This window comes from Nonomuraea pusilla (assembly GCF_900109355.1).
In the GTDB taxonomy this organism is placed as follows: Bacteria; Actinomycetota; Actinomycetes; order Streptosporangiales; family Streptosporangiaceae; genus Nonomuraea; species Nonomuraea pusilla.
This window is the reverse complement of record NZ_FOBF01000002.1, coordinates 577,022-600,992: the sequence shown is the minus strand read 5'-3', so window position 1 is coordinate 600,992 and position 23,971 is coordinate 577,022. Positions and strand designations below refer to the sequence as shown.

Genomic DNA, 23,971 nt, shown 5'->3' with positions numbered 1-23,971 from the left:
GCTTGAGCGGTAAGCGGGCTCTCGTCACTGGAGGCACGCGCGGAGTGGGCCGCGGCATCGTACTGGCGCTCGCGAGGGCGGGCGTGGATGTGATCACCTGTTACCGGCAGGAGGGCGAGAACGCCGTCTCACTCGAGCACGAACTGAAGCGGATCGGCGGCCGCCACGGGGTCCTGCGCGCCGACCTCACCGATCCCACGCAGATCGCCGGTCTGCTCGAGCAGTGCGGCGAGCGGTTCGACGGCCGGCTGGACCTGGTGGTGAACAACGCCGCCGCGATCACCCACGTCCCCTACGCGAAGCTCGACCTCGCCGAGTGGCAGCGCATCGTCGACACCAACCTCACCGCTGTGCACCTGACGATCCAGCACGCGCTCCCCATGCTGGCCGAGGGCTCCTCGGTCATCGGCATCAGCTCGAAGTCGATCGAGGTCGGCATCCCGCTGCGGGCGCACTACACCGCCACCAAGGCCGCGCTGCACGGCCTGTTCCGGACCCTGGCGAGGGAACTGGGCCCGCAGGGCATCCGGTTCAACGTGCTGGCTCTCGGCATGATCCGCACTGAGGCGTTCGACACGATGCCGGAGGAACAGCGTACACAGATGATCGAGCGGTACTCCGGCAAGACCTGCCTGGGCCGCCTGGGCACTCCGGAAGAGGTCGCGGGTGCCGTGTTGTGGCTGGCCGGCGACCTTTCGCGGTACGTCACCGGCTCCGTCGTGGCGGTGGACGGGGGGATCTCATGAGCGAGACCTTGTTCCGCGTCATGCTCCGCCTGCAGATCAAACCGGGCATGGAGCAGGAGTTCGAGCGGGTGTGGCTGGAGGTCGGTGACTCCGTCACCACCCACCCGGCCAACCTCGGCCAGTGGCTCGCCCGCGATGGCGACGAGAAGGGGGTCTACCACATCATGAGCGACTGGGTGGACGAGCCGCGCTTCCGCGAGTTCGAGACCAGCGAACGGCACCTGGAGCACCGCAAGAAGCTCCACCCCTACCGCTCGGGTGGGTCCATGAGCACGATGCACATCGTCGCGCACCTGCCGGGGACGGCCGGTTGCGCGCCCGCGGAAGCGGCCACGCACGAGGCGTGGGAGGCGGCGCGATGACGGACCGCGGCGTGCGGGTGCTTCTCTATCACGCGACGACCGACGTCGCCGGCATCGAGGCGGCCTATCACGAGGCGAGCACCCGGCTGGCCGGGGTGCCCGGCCTGCTGTCCAACGAGTTGCTGCAGTCGGTCACCGACCGCGGCGCCTTCGTGGTGGTGAGCACCTGGCGCAGCCTGGCGGACTTCGAGGAATGGGAGAAGGGGCCGGACCACAAGCGGCAGACGGCGCCGCTGCGCCCCTTCAGGGACGGCACAATGCGCCGGCCGTTCGCCGTCTATCAGGTAACAGCGTCGTACTAGCCGGGAGACCGACTCGTGAAACCTGTTCCGAATGGGACCACGAAGACCGCGATGGATCTGTCGGACTGGCTGTCCTGCGCAGGCTGCGGGATGCTCGTCTACCGCAAGCGGTTCGATCGCCTGTCCAGGGTGTGCCCCGACTGCGGCCGCCACGCGCAACTGACCGCGGAGCAGCGGCTGGTGGGGCTGCTCGACGCGGGCTCCGGCACGCGGGTCGAGCCCGCTCCGTCGGTGCACGACCCGCTCGGCTTCGAGGATCTCCTCCCTTACACCGACCGGCTGGACTCGGCCCGCGCACGTACGGAGATGGACTGCGCGGTCCGCGTGGTGCGCGGCGCCGTGCGTGGCCGCGGAGTGGTGGTGGCCGTCATGGACTTCCGCTTCCTCGGCGGCAGCATGGGCGCCGCCGAGGGCGAGGCGATCGTGGCCGCGGCCGAGGAGGCGCTGAAGCACCGGCTGCCGCTGCTGATCGTCACCGCGTCGGGCGGCGCGCGCATGCAGGAGGGCGTCTTCTCCCTCCTGCAGATGGCCAGGACGAGCAACGCGATGGCGGCCCTCGACGAGGCGGGCCTGCTGACGATGACCCTGGTGACCGACCCCACCTACGGGGGGGTGGCCGCGTCCTACGCGACGCTCTCGGACGTGATCCTCGCCGAACCCGGCGCCAGGATGGGGTTCGCAGGGCCGCGGGTGATCGAGCAGACCATCCGGCAGCGGCTGCCGGAGGGCTTCCAGACCGCCGAGTTCCTGCTCGAGCACGGCTTGCTCGACGGAGTCGTGCCGCGCGGGGAACTGCCGCAGGTCCTGCAGTCGCTGCTCGCCCTGGGGGCACCGCCGGGCCCGGGCTGGGACCCGGCGGTGACCGATCCGGTGATCCGCTACCCAGAGCTGCTGCCCGAGCGGCCGGTCGCGCAGGTGGTCGGGCTGGCCCGCGAGCTGGGCCGGCCGACCACGCTCGACCACGTCGCCGCCTGGGGTGGGGAGTTCGTCGAGCTGCGTGGTGACCGGGCCGGCGCCGACTGCCCCGCCGTAGTGGGCGGGCTGGCCGACCTGGACGGCCTGCCGGTGATGCTGATCGGCCATCAGAAGGGCCACACCACCCAGGAGCTGGTACGGCGCGACTTCGGCATGCCGTCGCCCGCGGGCTACCGCAAGGCGGTGCGCCTGATGCGGCTGGCCGGGAAACTACGGGTGCCGGTGGTCACGCTCATCGACACCCCTGGAGCCCATCCCGGCCTGGAGGCCGAGCGGCACGGCCAGGCGCACGCGATCGCCGATTGCCTGCGGGTCATGGGCTCCCTCGACGTCCCCGTGGTCAGCGTGATCACGGGGGAGGGCGGCAGCGGCGGGGCGCTGGCCCTCGCGGTGGCCGACCGGCTGCTGCTGTGCGAGAACGCGATCTTCTCGGTGATCAGTCCGGAGGGCTGCGCGGCGATCCTCTGGCGCAGCGGGGAGGCCGCTCCGGAGGCGGCCGCGGCTCTCGGCGTCGACGCGGTGACGCTGCTCTCCAACGGCATCGTGGACGGGGTGGTGCCGGAGCCCGCGGGCGGTGCCCACCAGGCCCCTGCGGCGGCGAGCAAGCTCGTACGCGACGCGGTGGTGTGCGCGCTCAGGGAGCTGCGCGAGCAGGACGGTGCCGCGCTGCGGGAGGCTCGCCGGCGTCGGCTTCGCTGGTTCGGTACCTACAGGGAGAAGGTGGCCATATGACGGACGCGCAGCAGTCGAGCGCGTGGGACGGGGCACTGGCCGAACTAGGCGCCCGGGACGCGGTGGCGATCCTCTGCCGGGGGCTCGCCGACGCCGTCCAGGCGGCGCCGCGGCCGCCGAGCAGGGCATGCCTGCGGCTGGGCGGCGCGAGCATCGAGGTCGAATGGCCGCAGCTCGCGGACCCGGCCACGATGCCGGCCACGATGCCGGGCATGATGCCGCCGCCCGCCGAGGAGGCGGCCCAGGAGCCGACGGGCCACGTGGTGCGGGCCGAGCTGGTGGGCACCTTCTACCGGCAGCCCGAGCCGGGCGCGAAGCCGTTCGTGGAGGTCGGCGACATCGTCGAGCCGGACCAGCAGGTGGCCATCGTCGAGGCGATGAAGCTGATGAACCCGGTCGTCGTGGACGTCGGCGGCCGGGTGACGAAGATCCTCGTCGACGACGCCGAGGGCGTCGAGTACGACCAGCCGCTGATCGTGATCGACCAGGAAGCCGACGAATGACCGGGAACGCGCGTCGGCCGTCACGGCCGTTCGACACCGTGCTGGTCGCCAACCGCGGCGAGATCGCGCTGCGGATCGTGCGGACCTGCCGTGAGATGGGCATCCGGACCGTCGTGGTCCATTCGTCGGTGGACCGCGACTCGGCCGCCGTGCGGGCCGCGGACGTCGCGACGCAGATCGGTCCCGGTCCGGCGAAACGCAGCTACCTCTACCCGCCGGCGATCATCGAGGCCGCGCTGCGCACCGGCGCGCAGGCCGTGCACCCCGGGTACGGGTTCCTGTCCGAGGACCCCGACTTCGCGGAGATCTGCGCGGGTAACGGCCTGGTCTTCGTCGGCGCCCGGCCCGAGGTCATGGCCAAGCTCGGGGACAAGGCGCTGGCCAGGAGCATGATGGCGGACGCCGGCCTGCCGGTGCTGCCCGGCACGCCGGAGCCGGTGAGCACCACGGCCGACGTGCTCGACACCGGGCGGCGGATCGGCTTCCCGCTGATCATCAAGGCGGTGGCGGGTGGCGGCGGGCGCGGCATGGCGGTGGTGCGCCGGATGGAGGACCTGGCGGCTACTTTCCGCGCCACCAGCGCGGCTGCCCGGGCGGTGTTCGGCGACGGCCGGGTCTACCTCGAACGGTTGATGGAGCGGGCCAAGCACGTCGAGGTCCAGGTGCTCGCCGACGAGCACGGCACGGTCGTGGCGCTCGGCAACCGGGACTGCTCCGTGCAGCGGCGGCACCAGAAGCTGATCGAGGAGACGCCCGCTCCCGGCGTGTCCCCGGCGCTTGCCGACCGGCTCGCCGAGGCGGCGGTCGCCGGGGCGAAGGCGGCGGGCTTCACCGGTGCGGGGACGTTCGAGTTCCTGGTGGCGGGCGAGGAGTTCGCGTTCATCGAGGTGAACTCGCGTATCCAGGTGGAACACCCGGTGACGGAAGCGGTGACGGGCATCGACATCGTGCGCGAGCAGCTCTGCGTCGCAGCCGGCTGGCCACTGTCCTTCACGCAGGAGGAGGTCCGCCCGCGCGGCGTGGCGCTGGAATGCCGGATCAACGCCGAGGATCCGGCTCGCGACTTCGCGCCGAGCGCGGGCGGGCTGACGGAGTTCGTGCCGCCGGGCGGGCCGTTCCTGCGCGTGGACACCCATGCCTACGCGGGCTACCTGGTGCCGCCCGACTACGACTCGCTGCTGGCCAAGGTGATCGCCTGGGCGCCGGACCGTGACCAGGCCATCGCCAGAATGGAGCGGGCACTGGCGGAGTTCCGCATCGAGGGGCGCGGCATCCGCACGACCAAGGGGCTGCTCCTGGCCGTGCTGGCCGACCCCGCCTTCCGCGAGGGCACGCACACCACGTCGTTGCTGGCCGAGGGGATTTCTCCTGACGGGGTGCCGCATGGCGGCCGCGGTGCGCTCAGCGGCACCCCGTGAGGTGTGAGCCGGCGGACGCCGGAGCGGCGTGCGCTGGATCAGGACGTCACCGGTGCGGCTCCGGCTCCGGCTCCGACGGCCTGGTGGACCGAGCCATGGATCACGCCGCAGGGGCCGGCGGGCAGCCGCCGGCCGGCTGCCCGTACGCTGGGCAGGAAACGGTACTGAAGCAGGTCCGTTTCCCCTCCGGGCTCGGTCACCATGAGCTGGGCCTCCACGAGTTCGTCCAGTAGCGACTCCGTTTGGAGTTCGGAGAGCTGCAGCAGGCGCGCGGCCAGGCGCGGCGTGAACGCAGAGACGTCGAACCGGACGAGCCTGCGGAAGGCGCGCTGCACGTGCGGCGGCGCGAGCCGGTAACTCAGCTCCACGCTGGCGTAGAGGAACAGCTCGTGATGGTTGAGGGTGCCGTGCCTGTCGGTCGCGCCGTTCCCCCTGACCAGCTTGCTGAGCGGCCAGTGCTGCCTGAGCTGGAGCAGTGCGGCGGCCGCCTCCAGCGCGGCGGGCAGCCCGTCGCACAGGCGGACGATCTCGCGGGCGGCCGCCTCCTCCCGGGCGACGCGGTGCTTGCCGAGCACGTTGGTCAGCAGCCGCAGCCCCTGCTCGGCGTCGAGCTGGCCCACCTCGACGACCGCCGTGACCACAGGCGCGGAGAGCTGCCTGCGGGCGGTGACCAGGACGCCGCAGTCCGGGCTCGCGGGCACCAGCGGGAGGAGCTGGTCCGCCTGGACCACGTCGTCGAGGATCACCAGCAGGTGCCGGTCCGCGGTCCAGGTGCGAAAGAGCCGGGAGCGCTCGCTCAGCGTGGCCGGGATGCGGTCCTCGGGCACGTCCAGGGCGCGCAGGAACTCGGCGAGGACGTCGTGGGGGTCGGCCGGGTGGCCTTGGGCGTCCAGCAGGCGCACGTAGAGCTGGCCGTCGGGATAGGGGTCGTTGGCCCGGTGGCCGACGTGGGCGCACAGCGCGGACTTGCCTGAACCGGGCGGACCGGTGATGACGACCACGGGCGGTGCGTGGACCTGCCGCGCTGCCATGGCCGCGAGCACGGCGCGGACCTGGGGCTGCCGGCCCACGAGCGCTGTCCGCTGCGGCGGGAGCTGGCGTGGCGGCCGGCTGTGGCTCAGCCGGATCGGTGACCGGGGCCGCGGCAGAGCAAGGCTCTCGTCGGCTGCCAGCACGGCGCGGTGCAGTTGCTCCAGTTCGTTGGACGGGTCGAGGCCCAGTTCCTTGGCCAGGGTGCTCCGGGTGCGCTGGTAGATCTGGAGCGCCTCGGAGCGCCGGCCCGCGCGGTGCAGGGCCAGCATCAGCTTGGCCTGGAGCCCTTCATGAGTGGGCTGTTCGGCCGCCAGTCCCGTGAGCTCGCCGAGCAGCTCATGATGTCGGCCCAGGTGGAGGTCCGCCTCGATGCGGCGCTCGAGCGTGTTCCTGTTGATCTCCTCAAGCCGCAGGGCCTCCGCTCGCAGCACCGGCCCGTGGCCGACGTCGACCAGCGCGGGCCCGCGCCAGAGCCGCAGGGCGCGGGAGAGTGTCTCGGAGGCGGCGTTCATGTCGCCCGCCTCCAACTCCCGCCTGCCCTGGTCGGACAGCCGCTCGAAGCGCGTGGCGTCGAGCATGTCCGGGTCAAGGAACAGCGCGTACCCATAGGGGGACGTGCGTAACGCGGCCTCGGCCGGAGTGTCGCCTGCCCTGTCCATATCCGGTGGCGTGCCCAGCCGCAGCAGCTTTCTCAACTGGTAGATGTAGGTCTGGAGGGTGGTGGTGACGCTCGTCGGCGGGCTGTCCTCCCAGAGCTCCTCAATGATCTTGTCAGTTCGGACGACAATGCTGGTTTGCACGGCCAGCAAGCTGAGCACGGTGCGCAGCTTGGGGGCCGACGGCGTCAAGATAGCGCCCTGTCTGAGTACCTCCATGGGTCCAAGGAGGTTGATCTCCACCACGCGCACCGTCCCCTGCGTCCATTGGTTCACGTACGTGCAGGCTTTTCCTGACGTCGTTCCCCAACCGTCTGCTTGCCCGAGAATGTGGGCCGACGGCGACGTCTCAACTCACCCCGGCGTCGCCTTCGGCCGCACAATGGACGATCTCTCTCAAAAGGAAGCTAGCAGACGCGTGTTACGCGATCTCGAAAACCACTCGAAGATCGCTGGGATGCAGGCTATGGCGGTTCCTGACCATGATATTGCTGAATCCTGACAGCGGACATCAGGGTAAACCCTGAACTCTTCCCTGCCCGGCCATGCGCTTCAGTGTTGCAGCAGCGGGCATGCGTGCGCGCTGACATCCGTTACGACCTGCGAAGACTCTCGCACTCGCTGGAGATCCTTCCGTCGTGGGCGGGTGGGGGACACCCCTGGTCTTATGAGCCTAACCTTCGGCGATATTGACAGACTCGAAACTCGACTGGTCATGGATGCCGATTCCTGAGTGCGGAGTCAGTGCGATGCCCCTTATGCGGGACGGGCCAGCACCATGGCGCTCTGGAACCCGCCGAAACCGCTGCCGACGCTGAGTACGACGTCCATTGCATGGTCACGGGCGGTGATCGGCACATAGTCGAGATCGCATTCCGGATCGCGTTGCCGCAGATTGGCCGTCGGCGGTACGACCTGCCGTTCCAGCGCCAGCGCGCACGCCGCGATCTCGATGGAGCCGATCGCGCCGAGTGAGTGGCCGACCATCGACTTGATCGAGCTCACCGGGACCTCGTAGGCGCGCCGGCCCAGACTGCGCTTGAACGCCGCCGTCTCGTGCCGGTCGTTCTGCCGTGTGCCCGAGCCGTGCGCGTTGATGTAGTCGACGTCGGCCGGGTCGATCCTGGCCTGATCCATCGCCACCCGGATCGCTTCGGCCATCTCGCGCCCGTCGGGCTTGAGCCCGGTCATGTGGAAGGCGTTGCTGCGGCTGGCGAAGCCGGCGATGCGGGCGTACACCCGCGCGCCGCGGCGTCGCGCCGCCTCCGCCTCCTCCAGCACCATCACGGCGGAGCCCTCGCCGAGCACGAAGCCGTCCCTGGTCGCGTCGAACGGCCGCGAGGCGTGCTCGGGATCGTCGTTGTTCGGCGAGGTGGCCCGGATCGCGTCGAAGCACGCGGAGGTGATGGGGGACAGGGGCGCGTCCGTCGCCCCCGCGATCACGACGTCCGCCGCGTTCTCCTGGATGAGCACGGCCCCATGACCGACCGCGTCGAGCCCCGACGTGCACCCGGTCGAGATCAGCGCGGCCGGGCCCTCCGCACCCGCCTCCCACGCCACCTCGACGGCCAGCGTGCTGGGCACCATGTATCCGTACAGGTGCGGCACCCCGTAGCTGTGGTCCGCCAGCCAATGGCGGCCCTCGTCGGTCAGGACCTTGTACTCCTCCTCCAGGCCCATCGTGCAGCCCACGGCGCTGCCGATCGCGACGCCGATCCGGTCCGGCTCGAAGCCCCCCAGGTCGAGGCCGCTGTCGGCGACCGCCTCCCTCGTGCTGACCAAGGCGAACTGGGCGGCCCGGTCCATGCGCCGGATCTGCTGCGCCGACAGCCCCGCGGCCCTGGGGTCGAAGTCCACCTCGGCCGCGATCTGCGAGCGGAACCCGCTCGGGTCGAACAGCGAGATCCGCCGGGTGGCGGTGCGCCCGTCGGCCAGCAGGCGCCAGAACGCCTCCCGCCCGATGCCGCCGGGCGCGACCGCACCGACACCGGTGATCACCACCTCCCGGCTCAACTCGGCCCCCCGACCTGCGGGCCGGCCTCCTGGGGCGCCGGCAGCCGCTCGGTGTCCACGTGCCCGAGGTCGGGACGCGGAGCCAGCGGCGACAGGTGGAAGACCACGTGCGCCTCGCCCTCCCCGACGTTCACGAGGCGGTGACGCACGTTGATCGGCACGAGCAGGGAATCACCCGGCGAGAGCCGGACCGGCTCCCCGTCCAGGCTCATCTCCAGCTCGCCGGCGATCACGTGCAGGAACTCCTCCGAGTACGGGTGGTAGTGCTCGGCGACGAACTCGCCGCTCTTGAGATACAGCACGCCGCCGAACCCGGAGGTGCAGCTCGCCGTCTTCGGGCTGAGCGTGACCCGGATGTCCCCGCCACGGCGGCGATTGGGCGCCACGTCCGAAGCCTTCACCACGGCGGACTTCCCGGTCTTGGCGGCGCTCGCACCGGTCGTCTCGGCGGTCACTGGATCCTCCCCTCGTCAGAGGTCCACACGTAGAACGGGGTGGCCATCGCGTCCTTCGGCTCCTTCCAGTTCGGGTCGTACGGCGCCACCAGCTTGGCCAGCCGCGCGTTGATGTCCTCGTAGAGCGGGTGGCTGCGCGCCTTGTACAGGTTGGGAGAGATGTCCTCGTCCGCCTCGACGAGATGGAAGTAGAGGTCGTGGAAGTGGAAGAGGGTCCGCCGGCTCACACCCACCATGCGGGGCAGCTCCGAGGCGTCCGACTCGCCGAAGGTCTCGGCGATCGGCCGGGTGTTGTCGCCGCTCCTGAGCTTGGCGACGATGAGAGTCCTGTGCACGTTCTCGCCTCCTGCGAATGAGTTCGAAAGGCTGCCCCGATGGTGGCAGCGGGCAGTGGAACGATGCTCAAAGTCAGCTCCAGCCGTCACCAGCCGATCTGCTGATCGCCGCGGAGGAACACGCCCGTCGGCCCATCGTCGGGGAGGGTGGCCGCGTCGGCGACGTCCACGGCGGCCTCCTCCGGGGTCCGGTCGGCCGTGGGCACCATCCTGGTCCTCGTCTGTCCGGGATTGACGGCGTTGACCAGGACGCCGGTCCCCTTGGTGCAGGCGGCCAGCATGGCGGTCAGCCCGTTGACGGCGGTCTTCGACACCGAGTACGAGGGCGCCCCCGTCCACAGCCCGACGCTGAACGACCCGGTGCCGCTGGAGACGAAGACCACCCGTCCCCAGCCCCGGGAGACCATCCCCGGCACGAACGCCTGGGCCACCCGCCACCCGCCCAGGAGGTTGACCGCCAGCGTGCGTTCCACCCGTTCCAGCGGCACCGTCAACGGGTCGTCACCGGCGTCGAGCAGCACCCCCGCGTTGCACACGAGCACGTCCACGGGCCCGAGCCTGGCCGCCGCCCGTTCGACGGCCCTGTCATCGGTGACGTCGAGCGGATGGGAGCGGACGTCCGGACCGATCCGCGCGGCCGCCTCCGCGGCGGCGTCCTCGTCTCTCGCGGTCACGATGACACGGAGACCCCGGCGATGCAGCTCGGCGGCGGTCGCGTGCCCCAGCCCTCGGTTGGCCCCGGTGATCAGGGCGGTACGTGGTTCGCTCACCCACCCACCATGGCCGCCCCCGCTCGACGCGCGACGGTGCCGCGCTCCAGCGGCTCTCCAGGCCGCGGTGCCATCGTCGAGGCGGGAGGGCACGCCGGCGAACGGCCGCGGGCGCGCCCGCGAACAGCCAAGGAGGAGATGCCCCATGCGGGTGGTGTTCACGACCTGGGCCTGGCCCTCGCACCTGTACGCGCTGGTCCCGCTGGCCCGGGCCTGCCGTGCCGCCGGGCACGAGGTGCTCTTCGCCAGCCAGCCCGGCCTGACCCGCGACGTCCTGCGAGCCGACCTGCCGGCGGCGGTCGTGGGGACGGACGTCGACACGGCCGGCATGGTGCAGGAGTACCTGCTGCCGCTGCCCGGTGCCGCCGGGCCCGCGCCCAGGCGGGAGGGGAAGGGGCCCCGGGCCCTTCGGATGCTGATGGCGCACGCGGAGTCCATGACCGCCGACCTGATCCGCCTGATCACGGACTGGCGGGCCGATCTCGTGGTGTACGACCAGGTGACGCTGGCCGGCCCGGTCGCCGCCGCGGTCACCGGGGTTCCGGCCCTGCGCCAGCTCTACGGCTTCGACCTGCTGCAGCGGGCCTCCGGCGTGCTGCCGGACGCGCTGGCGCCGCTGGCGGACCGATTCGGCGCCGGGCCGGTGGACCCCTTCGGCGCGGTGACCCTGGACCCGGTGCCGGCGAGCGTGCAGGTGCCCGGCGCCCACAGGGTGCTGCCGATGCGGTACGTCCCATACAACGGCCCGGAGACCTCTCCCTGGCGACCACCCCGCCCGCGCAGCCGCCCCCGCGTGTGCGTGAGCTGGGGCCACACCATCGCCAAGGTGGACCCGTCCCGCTTCATCGCCGGCGGGATCGCCGCCGCCTTCGCCGGGACGGGCGTGGACGTGGTCCTCGCCGTCTCCGCCGCGCAGCGCGACCTGCTCGCCGGCCTGCCGGAGAACGTGCGCGTCGTGGTCGACATCCCGCTGCGGGACGTGCTGCGCGACTGCGACGCCTTCATCGGGCACGGCGGCGCCGGCGGCATCCTCACCGCGCTCGCCCACGGCCTGCCCATGTTGCTGGTGCCGCAGTTGCCGGACCACGCCGGCCACACCGGGCGGGCCGCGGCCGGCGGCGCGGCGTCGGTGCTCAGCCTGGCCGAGCTGACGCCGGCGGCGGTGCGGGAGGAGGCGGTGAGGCTGCTGGACGCCCCCGAGCCCCGCCGGGCCGCCGGCGAGCTGCGGGAGGAGATGCTCGGCCGGCCGGCGCCGGCCGAGGTGGCCGGGGCGCTGGCCGGGCTGCGTCCCTCCCTCGTCCGTCACTGATGCCGCCGGGTCGCCGGATCGCTCACGCGCCGGTGATCTGGCGGACGGCGCCCAGCTCCAGGTTCAGCAGCGCGTCCGGACCGAACGCGGTGAACCGGTGTTCCGCGCGGCGCATACTGCGCTCGGCGGCCTGCCGCAGCGAGGGATCGGTGCGCAGCCGGCTGTCCACCGCCTCGAACGCCTCCGCCGCGCCTTCCTCCGTACGCAGGTCGAACTTCCCGCTGAGGGCGAGGTCGAGGTACAGCACGTGCAGGTACAGCTCGGGCAGGCCGTACGGGTTCAGCTCGGCCTGCACGGCCTTGGCCCGGGTGTCCGGGATCGCGGTGAAGGGCTGGCGCGTGCGCGGGTAGGGCCCCTTCGCCGGGTAGGAGTCGAAGTTGCGGAAGGCCACCCTGCGGCCGTTGACGTACGCGATGCCGATTCTCCTGCGCAGGCAGAAATTGATCGTCTCCCGGATGGTGTCGATGATCGGCTCGCCCTTGTCGTTCAGCGAGGTGTTGCAGAGCATCGGCACGCCGGTGTGCCGGTGGAAGGCGGTCAGCAGCGCGTGCAGCGCCGGGTTCTGCTCGGCGTTGAGCGACTGCACCCGGGCGGAGTAGTCGAGGTGCGCGACCGCCGGGATCTGGCCACGGCGCTCCTCCCGGATCGTGAAGGTCTCCAGCATGTACGGCGAGGGCCTGCTGTCCTCGAACCACGACTCGAGGTGCTCCTCCAGCACCACGGGCGCGACCGGCCGCCACCACTCGCGCAGCTTGAACCCGTTGAGCGCGTCCTTGGCCGCCCGCGACGTCGGGTCGCCGAGCAGGCTGCGGTTGCCGAGCGCCCGCGGCCCGATCTCCGAGCGGCCGTGGAACCAGGCGATGGGCTCGGCGAGGATGTCCCGCACCGCCTGGTCGGGGTCCAGGTCGGAGACGTCGGCCACGTACTCGCCGAATTCCGCCAGGGCGCCGTCGAGGTCGTCGTCCTGGCGCCCGAGATAGGCGCCGGGGAAACGGAAGGTGAACCGCTCGCCGCCGGTCTTCTTGTGGAAGGCGGCCAGGCCGATGCCGACAGCCTGCCCGCCGTCGTCCACGCACGGCGGGGCGAGGAGACCGCGGAAGCCGTACTTGGCCATGAGGTGACTGTTGGTCGGGCAGTTCAGCGCGTAACCCCCGGCGAGCGCGAGGTGCGTCTCGGCCGGATCGAGGTCGTAGCGCTCCAGCGCGGCCTCGATGCTGCGCTCCATGACCATCACCGAGATCGCCTGGATCTCCTTCATGGCGGCACTGACGAAGCTCTCCTCCTCGGTGAAGTCGGGGTCGGTGCTCGCCGTCGCCCGTACCTGGGCCACGATCTCCTCGAACGCCCGCGGCGCCCCCTCCAGCGCGGCCAGGCCGGTGAAGTCGAACGTGTCGAGGATGCTCTCGCGGTCGCACCGCCCGGCCGCCGTGGTGGCCGTCGCGAGCGCCATCAGCGTGCCCTCGCGCATCTTGAACCGGTTCTTGGCGGTGCTGTAGAGCAGTCCGGGCGAGGCGACGGGGAAGGTCTCGACGACGCCGCGGCGGCTGACCGCGCCGCTGAACCAGTAGCGCTTGTACTGCTGGTCGAGCATGCGGTCGGGCCCGCCGTCCACGGCGAGCCCGAGGATGTCGCCGTCGAAGAACGTCTCGCTGTCCAGCAGCATCGCGCTGTAGAGGTGCGCGATGCTGTGGAAGGAGAGCTCCGGGTACTCCTCGACGAAGTGGTAGTCGTTCGTGGTGGCCAGCCCTGGAGTGCCCCACACCTCGGTCATGTCGTCGAGCGACAGTCCGAAGGCGCTGAGCAGGCCGTTCACGAACGAGTGCAGGTCCTCCATGGTCAGGAACGGCGTGCGATGGTGCTTCAGGCCGCTCATCCGCTCGAACTCCCAGTGACCGAGGAGCTGGATCTGCGATCCCTGCTTGTGCCACAGCGAGATGTTGTTGTCGTGCCGGTAGGACACCATCGCCAGCCGGTGCAGTCCCGGGGTGGTCAGGTAGCTCGAAAGGTAATAGCCGTCTCGCATCTTTTTCCTCCGGTGGTCACCAGGTGACGGGGACTTCGACGAAGCCGAGTTCGAACGGATTGTCGTGGTGCCTGAGCTCGCTGACGTCGACCGCGAGCCGCAGGGCGGGGAACCGCTCGATCAGCGCGGCGAACGCGGTTCGCAGCTCCAGCCTGGCCAGCGCCGCGCCCAGGCAGTAGTGCGGGCCGGAGCTGAAGGCGATCTGGTCCCTCGCGTCCCTGGTGATGTCGAGGCGCAGCGGGCCGGGGAAGACCGATTCGTCGACGTTGGCGGACTCCAGCACGGGCACCACGCCGGAGCCGGCCGGTATGGTGACCCCGCCGACCTCGATGTCCTCCGTGACGTACCGCAGCATCGACAGCGAGTGGCCGGCCACCTGGAAGCGGAGCAGTTCCTCCACCGCGTCGGGGATCCGCTCCGGTTCGGAGCGCAGCAGGGCGAGTTGGTCGGGGTGCTCCATGAGGAGCACCGCGCCGCTGCCGATCTGCGCCGCGGTCGTCTCGTGCCCGGCTATCAGCAACACGGTGCACCACACGTGCAGCTCGTGCGTGCTCAGCCGCCCGTCCTGGTCGTCGTGCACGCCGATCAGCTCGCTGATCAGGTCGTCGCCCGGGTTCGCCCGCTTGACCTCGATCAGCTCGCCGATGTACTGCCACGCCTCGCCCAGCCCGGTGCGGAAGCGCTCCTGGTCGGCCACCGGGACACCGAGCAGGCGGCAGATGACGCGCAAGGTCAGCGGCAAGGCGAACTCGGAGACGAGGTCCACCGGCGGCTCGCGCCACCGGTCCAGCAACTCCGTCACCACCTCCTTGACGTAGGGCCCGAGCCGCTCGATCCGCGCCGGGGTGAACGCCTTGGTCATCAGCCGCCGCATGCGGGTGTGCTCAGGTGGATCCCGGTCGATCTTCGGGTTCTGGAACATCTTGGTCGGCGCCGCCGCGGTCATGCGCGGCGCGCCGGGGCGCTCCCTGTTGCGGCTCAGGCGCCGGTCCGACAGCACCGCCCGGACGTCCGCGTAGCGCGTCACCAGCCAGACCGGATCGCCGCTCGGCATGACAGCCCGCACCACCGGCTCGTCCCGGAGCGTGGCGAGTTCCTCCGGCAGTTGTGCCCCGGGCGGCCAGTCGAACGGGAACTTGAGCGTCATCGGTGGTCTCCTGCTCTCCGAGGTGTCGTCATCCACGACGATGGGCGCGGCGGCTCAAGGCGTCCGCAAGCGGCGCTTGACTCTCGTCCTGGTTTCGCTCGGTGTTCGAGCGGCCGAGCACACGATGAGGCCGGCACATCGTCCACCAGGTGGTGAGAGGAAACGGAAATGACCAGCACAGCGGAACCGTCTCCCGCGGACAGGGTGCGCCGCCTGTCCAACTCGGTGCACGACGCCGCGATCGTGCGGGCAGCGGCGGAGCTCGGCCTGGCCGATGCGGTCGGCGACGGGCCCACACCGGTGGCCGAGATCGCCGCGCAGGTCGCGGCCGAGCCGAAGGCGCTGGCCCGCCTGCTGCGCGCGCTCGCCGCGTACGGCATCTTCGAGCAGGTGACCCCGGGCGTGTACCGGCACACGGACATGTCCCGCACGATGCGGAGGGACGCCCCTGGCGGCCTGATCCACACCCTGCTCACCCCGTCCGACTGGGGCTGGGTCATGTGGGGCAAGCTCGCCGAGGCGGTCCGCGCCGGAAAGTGTCTGTTCCCCGACGTCTTCGGCACCGACTTCTTCGGCTACCTCAAGGACCACCCCGAGGCGCAGGCGCGGATGTTCCGCGGGATGACGTCCTGGTCGGACCGGATGAACCCGAGTCTGGTGCGGGCGCTGCCCCTGGAGGAGGCCGGCACCGTCGCCGACATGGGCGCGGGGGAGGGGACGCTGCTGCGCACGATCCTGGAGCACGCCCCGCACCTGTCCGGAGTCTGGTTCGACACCGAGGCCACGCTGGCCGTGGTCGACGACGACCTGCTGTCCGGCCGGTTCTCCGACCGTTGTGCGCTGGTGACCGGCGACTACTTCCGCGAGGTACCCTTCAGCGCCGACCTGTACGTGTTCAAGCTGACGCTGCACATGTACGAAGACGACGACTGCGAGCAGATCCTGCGCAACGTGGCGGCCTCGGCGAAGCCGGGGGCGCGGATCGTCATCGCCGACCCGTTGCTGCAGGACCCGCCGCAGGGCAAGTTCGTGCCGTCGATGGACCTGCACATGCTGCTGGTCATGGGGGGTCGGGAGCGCACCGAGCAGGACTACGCCGCCCTGTTCGAGCGGGCCGGCCTGGAGTTCGCCGGGATCACGCCGACGGGGACCGACTTGTATCTGGCTGTGGGACGGGTTCCGGGCTGACCACCCTGGCCCGCTCGTTCAGGTAGGAGCCCAGCGCCGCGAGCACCACGCTCGCGGCGCACACCAGCAACGTGAACCTCACCGCCGAGCCGAACGCGGCCCCGTACGCCGCCTCGCCCAGCACCCGCATCCGCTCGGCCGTCTCGGCGGGCACGCCGGGCGGCACCACGATCGCGGCTCCCTCGCCGCGGGCGGCCGCCCCGGCCACCGCCTCGGCGAACGGGCCGCGGTACTCGGCGGGCAACGGCCCGGCCGCCTGACCCGCCGCCTCCCCGACGCCGCCGTCCAGCCGGGCCTGTAGCACCGTGCCCAGCACGGAGACCCCGATCAGCGTCCCGGTCTGGCGGATCGTGTTGAACACCCCGGAGGCGGCCCCCGCCAGGTCGGCGCCGACGTCCCGCATCGCCAGCGAGGTGATCGGCCCGAACGCCGCGGACTGTGACAGCCCGGCGACCGCCAGCGGCACCACGAGCAGGTGCCCGCCCACGCCCGGCCTGCAGAGCAGCGCGACGGTGACGAGGGCGGCAGCGTACACGGTGAGCCCGCCCAGCAGCACCCGCTCGCCGCCGAACCGTTCGACGAGGCGGCTCGTGACCGGGAACCCGAAAGTCATGCCCAGCGCCCACGGCGCCAACGTGAGCCCGGCCTGCCCGGCCGGCATGCCGAGAACCGTCTGCAGGTAGAGCGTCATGGTCAGGGAAAGCGTGATCACGCACATGGAGACGGTCGCCATGGAGGCGGTCATCAGCGTGAACGTCCGGTCGGCGAACAGCCTCGTCGGCACCAGCGGCTCCGACGCCCGGTGCTGGTGGATCACGAACCCGGCCAGGAACAGGCAGCCCACCCCGATGATCATCGGCACGGTCACGAACGACGCAACGGTGCCCCAGCCGTAGTGCCTGCCCTCCAGCAGGCCGAAGGTGATCGCGCCCAGCCCGGCGCCGGCCAGGGCCGCGCCCATCGCGTTCAGCCGCCTGGCCTGCCGGTTGTGTCCGGGCGGCACCAGCAGCAGGGTGAGCACCACGATCAACACGCCGATCGGCAGGTTCACGGCGAAGACCGAACGCCAGCCGGCGGTGGAGACCAGCAGGCCGCCGAGCGTCGGGCCCGCCACGCCGGCGAGTCCGGCGGTCACGCCCCACACCATGGCGGCCCGCCCCCGCCGCTCCGGCGGGAAGACGAGGGTCATCATCGTGAGCGTCTGCGGGATGATCAGGGCCGCGCCGACGCCCTGGAGCAGGCGGGCGGCGATGAGCTGCCACGGCGACTGGACGAACCCGCACAGCGCCGAGGCGACGGTGAACACCACCATCCCCGCCAGGAAGACGTTCCGCGGGCCCGCGATGTCCCCGAGCCGGCCGGCGGTGACGGTCAGCACGGCGAGGGCCAGCACGTAGCCGCCGACCACCCACAGCACCTCGCTGAGACTCGCGCCGAGGCCGGCCTGGATCTCCGGTACGGCGATGCTGACCGAGGTGGAGTTCAGGATCGTGATGAAGTATCCGAGGCAGGTGGTCGTCATCACCGCCCAGGGGTTGCCGCGCAGCCCGCGCAGCGCGGCCCCCCAACGGCTCGATCCGCGGGTGCCCATGGCGGTCAGGCCGCGAGGCCGGCTCGGCGGAGCGCCGTCGCGGCGGTCCGCAGGATCTGGACCCGCTCGGCCGTCGTGCCGCCGAAGGGTGAGATCACCAGCGTGGTGATGCCCTGCTCCGCGTACGCCCGCATCCGGGCGGCGATCCGGTCCGGGGTGCCGAGGAGCGAGATGCGGTCCACCAGGCCGGCCGGCACCGCCGCGGCGGCGGCGTGCGGGTCGCCCGCGGCCATGCGCTCGTGCACGGTGCCGGTCTCGCTGCCGTACCCCATACGCTCGAACAGCGAGAGGTAGACGTTGCGGCTGCGGCCGCCCATGCCGAGGAAGTGCGACAGGTAGCCGCGAATCGGCATGGCGGCCGCCTCGACGTCGGCGCCCAGCGCCATGGGGATTCCGCAGAGCACCTCGAACCCGTCGAGCGGCAGCCCGGCGCGCAGCCTGCCGGCGCGCAGCGACTCGATGGTCTTCGGCAGCTCGTCCGGCGGGGAGAACGCCCCCAGCCAGCCGTCGGCGATCTCACCGGCCAGCTCCAGCGCGCCGGGCGCGACGGCGGCGAGATAGATCGGGATGGGCTCGGCCACGGGCTCGCTGTACAGCCGCAACGGTGCCGCCGTGCACCCCTCGGGCGGCAGCCGGTAGTGCGCGCCGTTGTGGGTGACCGGCTCGCGGGCGAGTGTGCGGCGCACGACGTCGACGTACTCCCTGGTACGGCCGAGCGGCCGCCGGAAGGGGACGCCGTGCCAGCCCTCCGAGATGTCCGGGTTCGACACCCCGAGCCCCAGCCGGAATCGGCCTTTGGACACGAGGTCGAGCGTTGAGGCGGTCAGGGCGGTCATCGCCGGCGTGCGGCCGGGGATCTGGAAGACGCCGGAGGCCAGGCCGATTCGCGTGGTCGCGGCGGCCACGGCGCCGAGCACGGTCGCGCCGTCCGCGCGAAACCCCTCCGGGACCACCGCGACGTCGTACCCGAACCGTTCGGCCTCCCGCGCGACCTCGACCGCGTCGAGGTAGGAGAGATTGACACCGAGCTTCATGCCAAGGCCGTCCCTTCTGTGAGGCCCCCATCAGTGCGGCGGGCTGCGCCCGCACGCTCAGGTTCACAGGTTCGCCTCGAGGACCGAGCAGGCAGCGGCCGAGTGGTGGCCGATCGCGGTTGGACCGCCGCTCGAGCACCCTGCCGGATAAAGGAGAGCCTCAAAGTCCGGAAGGGGTTCACATGAGGACAGAGCTGAATCGCCGTAGCCTGCTCAGCCGCGGCGGGGCCCTCGCCCCGCTGGCCGGTCTCGGCCTGCTCGCGGGGACGACGGCCGCCGCCGCCGACAGCGGCACGAAGGAGAGCCGGCTCATCCCGCTGCTCGGCACCTGGGCGGTGCGGGTGACCTTCCAGTCCCCGAACATCCCCTCGGAGGCGGGCCTGTTCGCCTTCGTCGCCGACGGCATCTTCTTCGGATCGACGACCGGGGCGGGTCATCTCAGCCTCGGCTCGTGGCGCCCCACCTCCGAGGGTTTCGAGTACACCTTCCGCCATTTCATGTACGCCGACGACGACGGAAGCTGGATCGGCGAGGTGCGCGTGCAGCAGAGCGGCAGGTTCACCTCCGCCGGCTCGTGGCAGGCGTCGGGTACCGGCACCGCCTTCGACACGCAGGGCAACCAGCTCCAGGTGGTGCAGAGCGCGACCGCCGGGACCCGTTACTGACGCTGTTCGAGAACGGCCTGTTTCAGTCGGATTCGAGCCGACGTCGACGCCCGGCCGCGACGCTACACACTGAAGGGAGCCAACATGGAACTCGGACTCGCCGGCAAGGTCGTCCTGGTCACCGGCGGCAGCGGATCCATCGGAGCCGCCATGGCCGAGGCGTTCGCGGCAGAAGGTGCCCGCGTCGCGCTGACCTTCCGGAACAATGCCGGACGCGCGGAGGAGCTGGCGCGCGCCATCGGCGATCGAGGCGGCCAGGCATCGGTGGTGAAGTACGACCTCACCGACCCGGCTGCCATCCGCTCCGCGGTGGGCGCCGTGATTGACGAGTGGGGACGACTCGACGTCCTCGTGCTCAGCGCCTCCGCGCAGGACGGGACCCGTACGACCCCTGTGCCCTTCGAGGACGTTCCGCCCGAGGAGTGGTCGCCGCTGCTGCGAGCGGACGTCGAGGGCGCCTTCCACACCGTGCAGGCCGTCCTGCCGGCCATGCGGGGCCAGGGATGGGGCCGCATCATCCTCATCTCGGCGAACATCGTCACCCGCGGGGCCACCGGCGACGAGGCGTTCGTGTCGAGCAAGATGGCGTTGCACGGTCTCGGCCGCACGCTGGCCACCGAACTGGCCGCCGACGGGATCCTCGTCAACGTGGTGGCTCCCGGGGCCACGGTGAGCAGGGGTTTCCTGCGCCGCTTCCCGAAGGAGACGCAGGCGAGGTTCGCCGGCCTCGACGACACGCAGATCAAGCGGATGCTCAACCAGGACCGCCCTGTCGGCAAGGTGTCGACACCCGCGGACGTCGCCAACACCGTGCTGTTCCTGGGATCGGAGGCCAACGGGAACGTCAGCGGCCAGGTGATCTACGTGGCCGGGGGGCATTGATGCGCTCGCCGGCCGGTCGTTCAGGACACGAGCAGGAGAAGCGATGACAACAGCACCGCCGGCCTTCCCCCAGGCCCGCGTCTGTCCCCACCTCCCGCCCCCGGCGTATGCGGAGCTGCGGCAGGGCCCGGCGCTACGCCGGGTGACGACCCATGCCGGGCAGCTTGCCTGGCTGGTGACCAGATACGACCAGGCCCGGACGCTGCTGAAGGACCCGAGGCTGTCCTCCGACCGCAGGCGTCCGGGCTTCCCGGTCATCTCGGTGCAGGTGAAGCTGCTGACCGAGCGCAAGCGCCAGGCGCTGATCGGGATGGACCCGCCGGAGCACGACGTCCAGCGGCGGATGTTCCTGCCGGACTTCACGCTGAAGAAGGTGAGCGAGCGACGGGCCGACATCGAGCGCATCGTGCAGGAGTCCCTGGACGACATGATGGAGCACGGCCCGCCGGCCGACCTGTACCGGGACTTCGCCCTGCCCGTGCCCTTCCGGGTCATCTGCCGGCTGCTCGGCGCTCCCTGGGAGGACCGCGACTTCTTCCAGGACGCCATCCGCCGGCTGGTGCGGACCTTCGACACCGCGGAGGGCCGCCAGGCGGGCGCCGAACTGCTGGTCTACTTCGAGCACCTGGTCACCGAGTACAAGACGAGACCGGACGCCGCCGGCCTCATCGGACGGCTGGCCGGCAGCGGCCGGATCTCCGACGACGACCTCGCGCTGGCGGCCATGTCGCTGCTCATCGCCGGACACGAGACCACCGCGGCCATGATCGCCCTCGGCGCGGTCACCCTGATGGAGAACCCCGACCAGCTCGCCGCGATCCGGACCGACCCCGAGGCGATCAAGCCCGCCGTGGAGGAGCTGCTGCGCTTCCAGTCGATCGCCGACAGCGCGAACCTCCGGGTCGCCACCGCCGACATCGAGATCGACGGGGTGGTGATCAAGGCGGGGGAGGGCATCCTGGTTCCCGGCTCGCTCGCCAACCGGGACGCGGAGGTCTTCGAGGACCCGGACACGTTCGACGCCCGCCGCGACGCCGGCGGCCACATCGCCTTCGGCTACGGCCGCCACCAGTGCCTCGGCCAGAACCTCGCGCGGCTGGAGCTGCAGATCGCGCTGACGGCGTTGTGGCAGCGGATCCCGACGCTGCGCATGACCGTGCCCGCGGAGGAGCTGACCGCCCGCCCGCCGGGCGCGATCCAGGGCATCGACGCACTGCCGGTCACCTGGTGAGCACGGGGGAGGTGCCACGCGCGGAGGCGCTCCGCGCGGAGCGCCTCTGCCCGTCCGGAGCGGTGCGGGCCGGCCGCGCTTGCGGATGAACCAGTTCGATTGCCTGGAGTTAGGAATCAGATGCGCATTCTCCTGCTTGGCGGCACGGAATTCGTAGGCCGCGCCGTGACCGAGGCGGCGGTGGCCAGAGGCTGGGAGGTGACGGTGTTCCACCGGGGGCGGCACGCGCCGCCGCCCGGCGTACGGGTGCTCAACGGCGACCGGAACCTGCCCGACGGTATGACGTCCCTCACGGAAGGCGAGTGGGACCTGGCGGTGGACACCTGGTCCGGCCCGCCACGGGTTGTCCGCGACACGTTGCGGCTGCTGGAGGGCCGCATCGGCCACTACACCTACATCTCCAGCCGCGGGATCTACGACTTCCCCGTCCCCGCGCCGCTCACCGAGGAGCGGCCGGTGGTGGCCGGCTCGCCGGACGACGGCGCCACCGACTACCGGGACGCCAAGGCGGGCGGGGAGGTGGCCGCGGAGCGGGCGCTCGGCGACCGGGCCCTGCGCGTGCGGCCCGGGCTGATCTTCGGTCCCCGGGAGAACACCGGGCGGGTGCCGTGGTGGCTTCGCCGCGCCGCCCGCGGCGGCCTCCAGCTCGCGCCGGGGCCGCGGACCGCCTCCCTGCAGTACATCGACGTCCGCGACCTGGCCACCTGGATCCTGGACGCCGCCGGGCGTGGACTGCACGGCGCCTACAACCTGGTGTGCCCGCCGGACCACGCGACGATGGAGAGCTTCCTCACCGCCTGCGCCGAGGTCACCGGCGCCGGCGCCGAGCTGCGCTGGATCGACCCGGAGCCGATCCTGGCCGCGGGAGTGCGGCCGTGGGTCGGCCTGCCGGCGTGGCTTCCACCCGGCGAGATGTACGAGTTGCTACACCGGACCGACGTGTCCAAGGCGTTGGCCGCCGGGCTGCGCTGCCGCCCCGTCGAGGAGACGGTGGCAGACACCTGGGCCTGGCTGCGCGAGGTGGAGGGCGAGGTGTCCAGGGGCTCCCAGGGGGGCCACCGCGCGGGCCACGAGCTGGTCGGACTGGATCCGGACGTGGAGGCGAAACTCCTGGCCGGCTGAGCACGCCCGACCCGAAGAAGCTGCCGGCGGTCGATCCGCCGGCAGCTTCTTCGCGTCGGGCGTCGGCTCACTCGTCGTCGAGCAGCCGGATCGTCCCTGTCGGGCAGCGCCGGGCCGCCTCGCGGACGAGGTCCGCGAGCGCGGCCGGAGGCTCCGGCTCGTTCACCACGACGACGGTCTCGTCGTCGTGGCCGAACACCTGCGGCACCGCGACCACGCACAGGCCGCTGCCGCAGCAGGTGTCGCGGTCCACCGTCACGCGCATGCCGACCACTCCACGGGGATCCGGAGCAGCCCGCCGATGAGCGTGCCCTCGCTGCGTCCCAGCTCGTCCGCGGGGACGGCCAGCCGCAGGCCGTGGAACCGGCGCAGCAGTGTCTCCAGGACGATCTGCATCTCCAGGCGGGCCAGCGAGGCGCCGATGCAGAAGTGCGGCCCCACGCTGAAGGTCAGGTGGTAGTTGAAGGCCCGTCCGATGTCGAACTCGTGCGGACAGGAGAACACGTTCTCGTCCCAGTTGGCCGACTCGACGGCCGGGATGATGCTGGTCCCCTTCGGCACCGTGACCCCGCCGACCTCGATGTCCTCGGTGACGTAGCGCAGCATCGACAGTGAGCCGTTCAGCAGCTTCCAGCGCAGCACCTCCTCCACGGCGGACGGCACCAGGGACAGGTCCGCGCGCAGCCGGGCGAGCTGGTCGGGATGGGCCAGCACCTTCGCCACCATGTAGCCGATCTGGCTGGCCGTGGTCTCGTAACCGACCAGCAGCAGCAGGCGGCACCACCAGTGCAGCTCGTACTCGCTCAGGCGGGTGTCGTCGTCCTCGTGGACCTGCGTCAGCGCGCTGATCAGGTCGTCACCGGGACGTGCCCGCCTGGTCTCGATCAGCTGCCCCATGTAGGCACTGATCTCGGCCATCGCCGCGCCGATCTCCGGCCCGGAGTACTTGCCGGTGGACAGGAACCGGTCGGTCCAGCCGCGGAAGCGGTCCTGGTCCTCCGCCGGCACCCCCAGCAGGTCGCAGATGACGCGGATGGAGAGCGGGAACGCGACAGCCTCCGACACGTCCGCCGGGCACGGCCCCTTCTGCATCTTCGTCACGAGCTCGTCCACGAGCTCCTGCACCTTGGGGCGCAGGTTCTCCACCATCGTGGCCGTGAACGCCTTCATCACCAGCCGCCGGACCCGGGTGTGCTCGGGCGGGTCCGGATCCATCCTCTCGTCCTGGAACATCTTGTTGTTCGAGGTCATGCGGGCCGCGTCCGGGCGGTTGAGGTTGCGGCTGACCTTCAGGTTCGTCAGTACGGACCGCACGTCCTCGTACCGCGTCACCAGCATCGCCCGGTCGCCGCTCGGCAGCACCACGGGGATCACCGGCCGATCGCGCAGGTCCCGCAGCTCGGCGGGCACGTCGAGGGCCGACGGGCGCGGGAACGGATACGGGACGGGCTCATCGCTGCTCATCATGTCGCCTTCCACT

23 protein-coding genes are annotated in these 23,971 nt (G+C 71.4%); 12 read left to right on the top strand and 11 right to left on the bottom strand.

The genetic code is table 11. The features are described 5' to 3' along the window. Positions 1-2: 2 nt before the first annotated feature. Genes BMX74_RS05730 through BMX74_RS05705 form a run of 6 tightly spaced genes read left to right on the top strand, consistent with a single transcriptional unit; the run spans position 3 to position 5,038 of the window. Positions 3-746 (top strand): SDR family NAD(P)-dependent oxidoreductase, encoded by a 744-nt coding sequence (locus tag BMX74_RS05730; protein WP_256256784.1) that lies wholly within the window; start codon positions 3-5, stop codon positions 744-746. Continuing rightward, a complete protein-coding gene (locus BMX74_RS05725; RefSeq protein ID WP_055501942.1) occupies positions 743-1,108 on the top strand; it encodes an antibiotic biosynthesis monooxygenase family protein in 366 nt (121 codons plus the stop codon). Before BMX74_RS05730 ends, BMX74_RS05725 begins: the two co-directional genes overlap by 4 nt. Continuing rightward, the gene (locus BMX74_RS05720) at positions 1,105-1,410 is read left to right on the top strand and encodes an antibiotic biosynthesis monooxygenase family protein (RefSeq protein ID WP_055503852.1); all 306 of its coding nucleotides are present in this window, start codon (positions 1,105-1,107) and stop codon (positions 1,408-1,410) included. Before BMX74_RS05725 ends, BMX74_RS05720 begins: the two co-directional genes overlap by 4 nt. 51 nt (positions 1,411-1,461) lie before the next feature. After that, positions 1,462-3,117, top strand: coding sequence for an acetyl-CoA carboxylase carboxyltransferase subunit alpha/beta (gene accA, locus BMX74_RS05715; RefSeq protein ID WP_091098766.1), 1,656 nt, complete (start codon positions 1,462-1,464; stop codon positions 3,115-3,117). Further along, on the top strand, positions 3,114-3,620 hold the full coding sequence (locus tag BMX74_RS05710) for an acetyl-CoA carboxylase biotin carboxyl carrier protein (protein WP_091098764.1): 507 nt from the start codon (positions 3,114-3,116) through the stop codon (positions 3,618-3,620). Before accA ends, BMX74_RS05710 begins: the two co-directional genes overlap by 4 nt. Next, positions 3,617-5,038, top strand: coding sequence for an acetyl-CoA carboxylase biotin carboxylase subunit (locus BMX74_RS05705; protein WP_055501939.1), 1,422 nt, complete (start codon positions 3,617-3,619; stop codon positions 5,036-5,038). The genes BMX74_RS05710 and BMX74_RS05705 overlap by 4 nt, the downstream gene beginning before the upstream one ends. Positions 5,039-5,076: 38 nt before the next feature. Here BMX74_RS05705 and BMX74_RS05700 read toward each other — a convergent pair whose 3' ends face one another. From BMX74_RS05700 to BMX74_RS05680, 5 genes are all read right to left on the bottom strand, one after another. Then, complete coding sequence (locus tag BMX74_RS05700; protein WP_091098762.1) at positions 5,077-6,945, bottom strand: AfsR/SARP family transcriptional regulator; 1,869 nt, start codon at positions 6,943-6,945, stop codon at positions 5,077-5,079. Between the two features lie 537 nt (positions 6,946-7,482). Beyond that, positions 7,483-8,739 (bottom strand): beta-ketoacyl-[acyl-carrier-protein] synthase family protein, encoded by a 1,257-nt coding sequence (locus tag BMX74_RS05695; protein WP_091098760.1) that lies wholly within the window; start codon positions 8,737-8,739, stop codon positions 7,483-7,485. Further along, entirely contained in the window at positions 8,736-9,194 is a 459-nt protein-coding gene (locus tag BMX74_RS05690; RefSeq protein ID WP_055501935.1) for a cupin domain-containing protein, read from the bottom strand. The genes BMX74_RS05695 and BMX74_RS05690 overlap by 4 nt, the downstream gene beginning before the upstream one ends. After that, positions 9,191-9,529 carry a TcmI family type II polyketide cyclase gene (locus BMX74_RS05685; protein ID WP_055501934.1) on the bottom strand — a complete coding sequence of 113 codons (339 nt, stop codon included), beginning with the start codon at positions 9,527-9,529 and terminating at the stop codon, positions 9,191-9,193. Before BMX74_RS05685 ends, BMX74_RS05690 begins: the two co-directional genes overlap by 4 nt. 86 nt (positions 9,530-9,615) lie before the next feature. Further along, entirely contained in the window at positions 9,616-10,299 is a 684-nt protein-coding gene (locus BMX74_RS05680) for an SDR family NAD(P)-dependent oxidoreductase (RefSeq protein ID WP_218153886.1), read from the bottom strand. 145 nt (positions 10,300-10,444) lie between these two features. Here BMX74_RS05680 and BMX74_RS05675 point away from each other — a divergent pair, with 145 nt between their 5' ends. After that, the gene (locus BMX74_RS05675) at positions 10,445-11,608 is read left to right on the top strand and encodes a nucleotide disphospho-sugar-binding domain-containing protein (protein ID WP_055501932.1); all 1,164 of its coding nucleotides are present in this window, start codon (positions 10,445-10,447) and stop codon (positions 11,606-11,608) included. Positions 11,609-11,630: 22 nt separating this feature from the next. Here the strand turns inward: BMX74_RS05675 and BMX74_RS05670 are convergent, their stop codons facing one another. After that, positions 11,631-13,631, bottom strand: a complete 2,001-nt coding sequence (locus BMX74_RS05670; protein WP_091098756.1) for a carbamoyltransferase C-terminal domain-containing protein — start codon at positions 13,629-13,631, stop codon at positions 11,631-11,633. Positions 13,632-13,647: 16 nt separating this feature from the next. After that, positions 13,648-14,778 (bottom strand): cytochrome P450, encoded by a 1,131-nt coding sequence (locus BMX74_RS05665; RefSeq protein ID WP_055501930.1) that lies wholly within the window; start codon positions 14,776-14,778, stop codon positions 13,648-13,650. A 168-nt stretch (positions 14,779-14,946) separates the two neighbouring features. Here BMX74_RS05665 and BMX74_RS05660 point away from each other — a divergent pair, with 168 nt between their 5' ends. Beyond that, positions 14,947-15,966, top strand: a complete 1,020-nt coding sequence (locus BMX74_RS05660) for a methyltransferase (RefSeq protein WP_055501929.1) — start codon at positions 14,947-14,949, stop codon at positions 15,964-15,966. Here BMX74_RS05660 and BMX74_RS05655 read toward each other — a convergent pair. Next, positions 15,914-17,557: an MFS transporter gene (locus BMX74_RS05655; RefSeq protein WP_055501928.1), complete on the bottom strand. Its 1,644-nt coding sequence runs from the start codon at positions 17,555-17,557 to the stop codon at positions 15,914-15,916. The genes BMX74_RS05660 and BMX74_RS05655 overlap by 53 nt on opposite strands. Before the next feature lie 5 nt (positions 17,558-17,562). Further along, entirely contained in the window at positions 17,563-18,591 is a 1,029-nt protein-coding gene (locus BMX74_RS05650) for an LLM class flavin-dependent oxidoreductase (protein WP_055501927.1), read from the bottom strand. Positions 18,592-18,773: 182 nt separating this feature from the next. On the opposite strand from BMX74_RS05650, the gene BMX74_RS05645 reads away from it, so the two are divergent. The 4 genes from BMX74_RS05645 (at position 18,774) to BMX74_RS05630 (ending at position 22,491) form a co-directional block, all read left to right on the top strand. Continuing rightward, a complete protein-coding gene (locus BMX74_RS05645; protein WP_091098754.1) occupies positions 18,774-19,256 on the top strand; it encodes a hypothetical protein in 483 nt (160 codons plus the stop codon). 84 nt (positions 19,257-19,340) lie between these two features. Continuing rightward, positions 19,341-20,138, top strand: a complete 798-nt coding sequence (locus BMX74_RS05640) for an SDR family NAD(P)-dependent oxidoreductase (RefSeq protein WP_055501925.1) — start codon at positions 19,341-19,343, stop codon at positions 20,136-20,138. A gap of 43 nt (positions 20,139-20,181) precedes the next feature. Next, complete coding sequence (locus tag BMX74_RS05635; protein ID WP_055501924.1) at positions 20,182-21,369, top strand: cytochrome P450; 1,188 nt, start codon at positions 20,182-20,184, stop codon at positions 21,367-21,369. A 120-nt stretch (positions 21,370-21,489) separates the two neighbouring features. Then, positions 21,490-22,491 carry an NAD-dependent epimerase/dehydratase family protein gene (locus BMX74_RS05630; protein ID WP_082534704.1) on the top strand — a complete coding sequence of 334 codons (1,002 nt, stop codon included), beginning with the start codon at positions 21,490-21,492 and terminating at the stop codon, positions 22,489-22,491. A gap of 67 nt (positions 22,492-22,558) precedes the next feature. Here BMX74_RS05630 and BMX74_RS05625 read toward each other — a convergent pair whose 3' ends face one another. Both BMX74_RS05625 and BMX74_RS05620 read right to left on the bottom strand, forming a co-directional pair. Continuing rightward, positions 22,559-22,756, bottom strand: coding sequence for a ferredoxin (locus BMX74_RS05625; protein WP_055503850.1), 198 nt, complete (start codon positions 22,754-22,756; stop codon positions 22,559-22,561). Further along, positions 22,747-23,958 carry a cytochrome P450 gene (locus BMX74_RS05620; protein ID WP_218153885.1) on the bottom strand — a complete coding sequence of 404 codons (1,212 nt, stop codon included), beginning with the start codon at positions 23,956-23,958 and terminating at the stop codon, positions 22,747-22,749. The genes BMX74_RS05625 and BMX74_RS05620 overlap by 10 nt, the downstream gene beginning before the upstream one ends. Between the last annotated feature and the right edge of the window lie 13 nt (positions 23,959-23,971).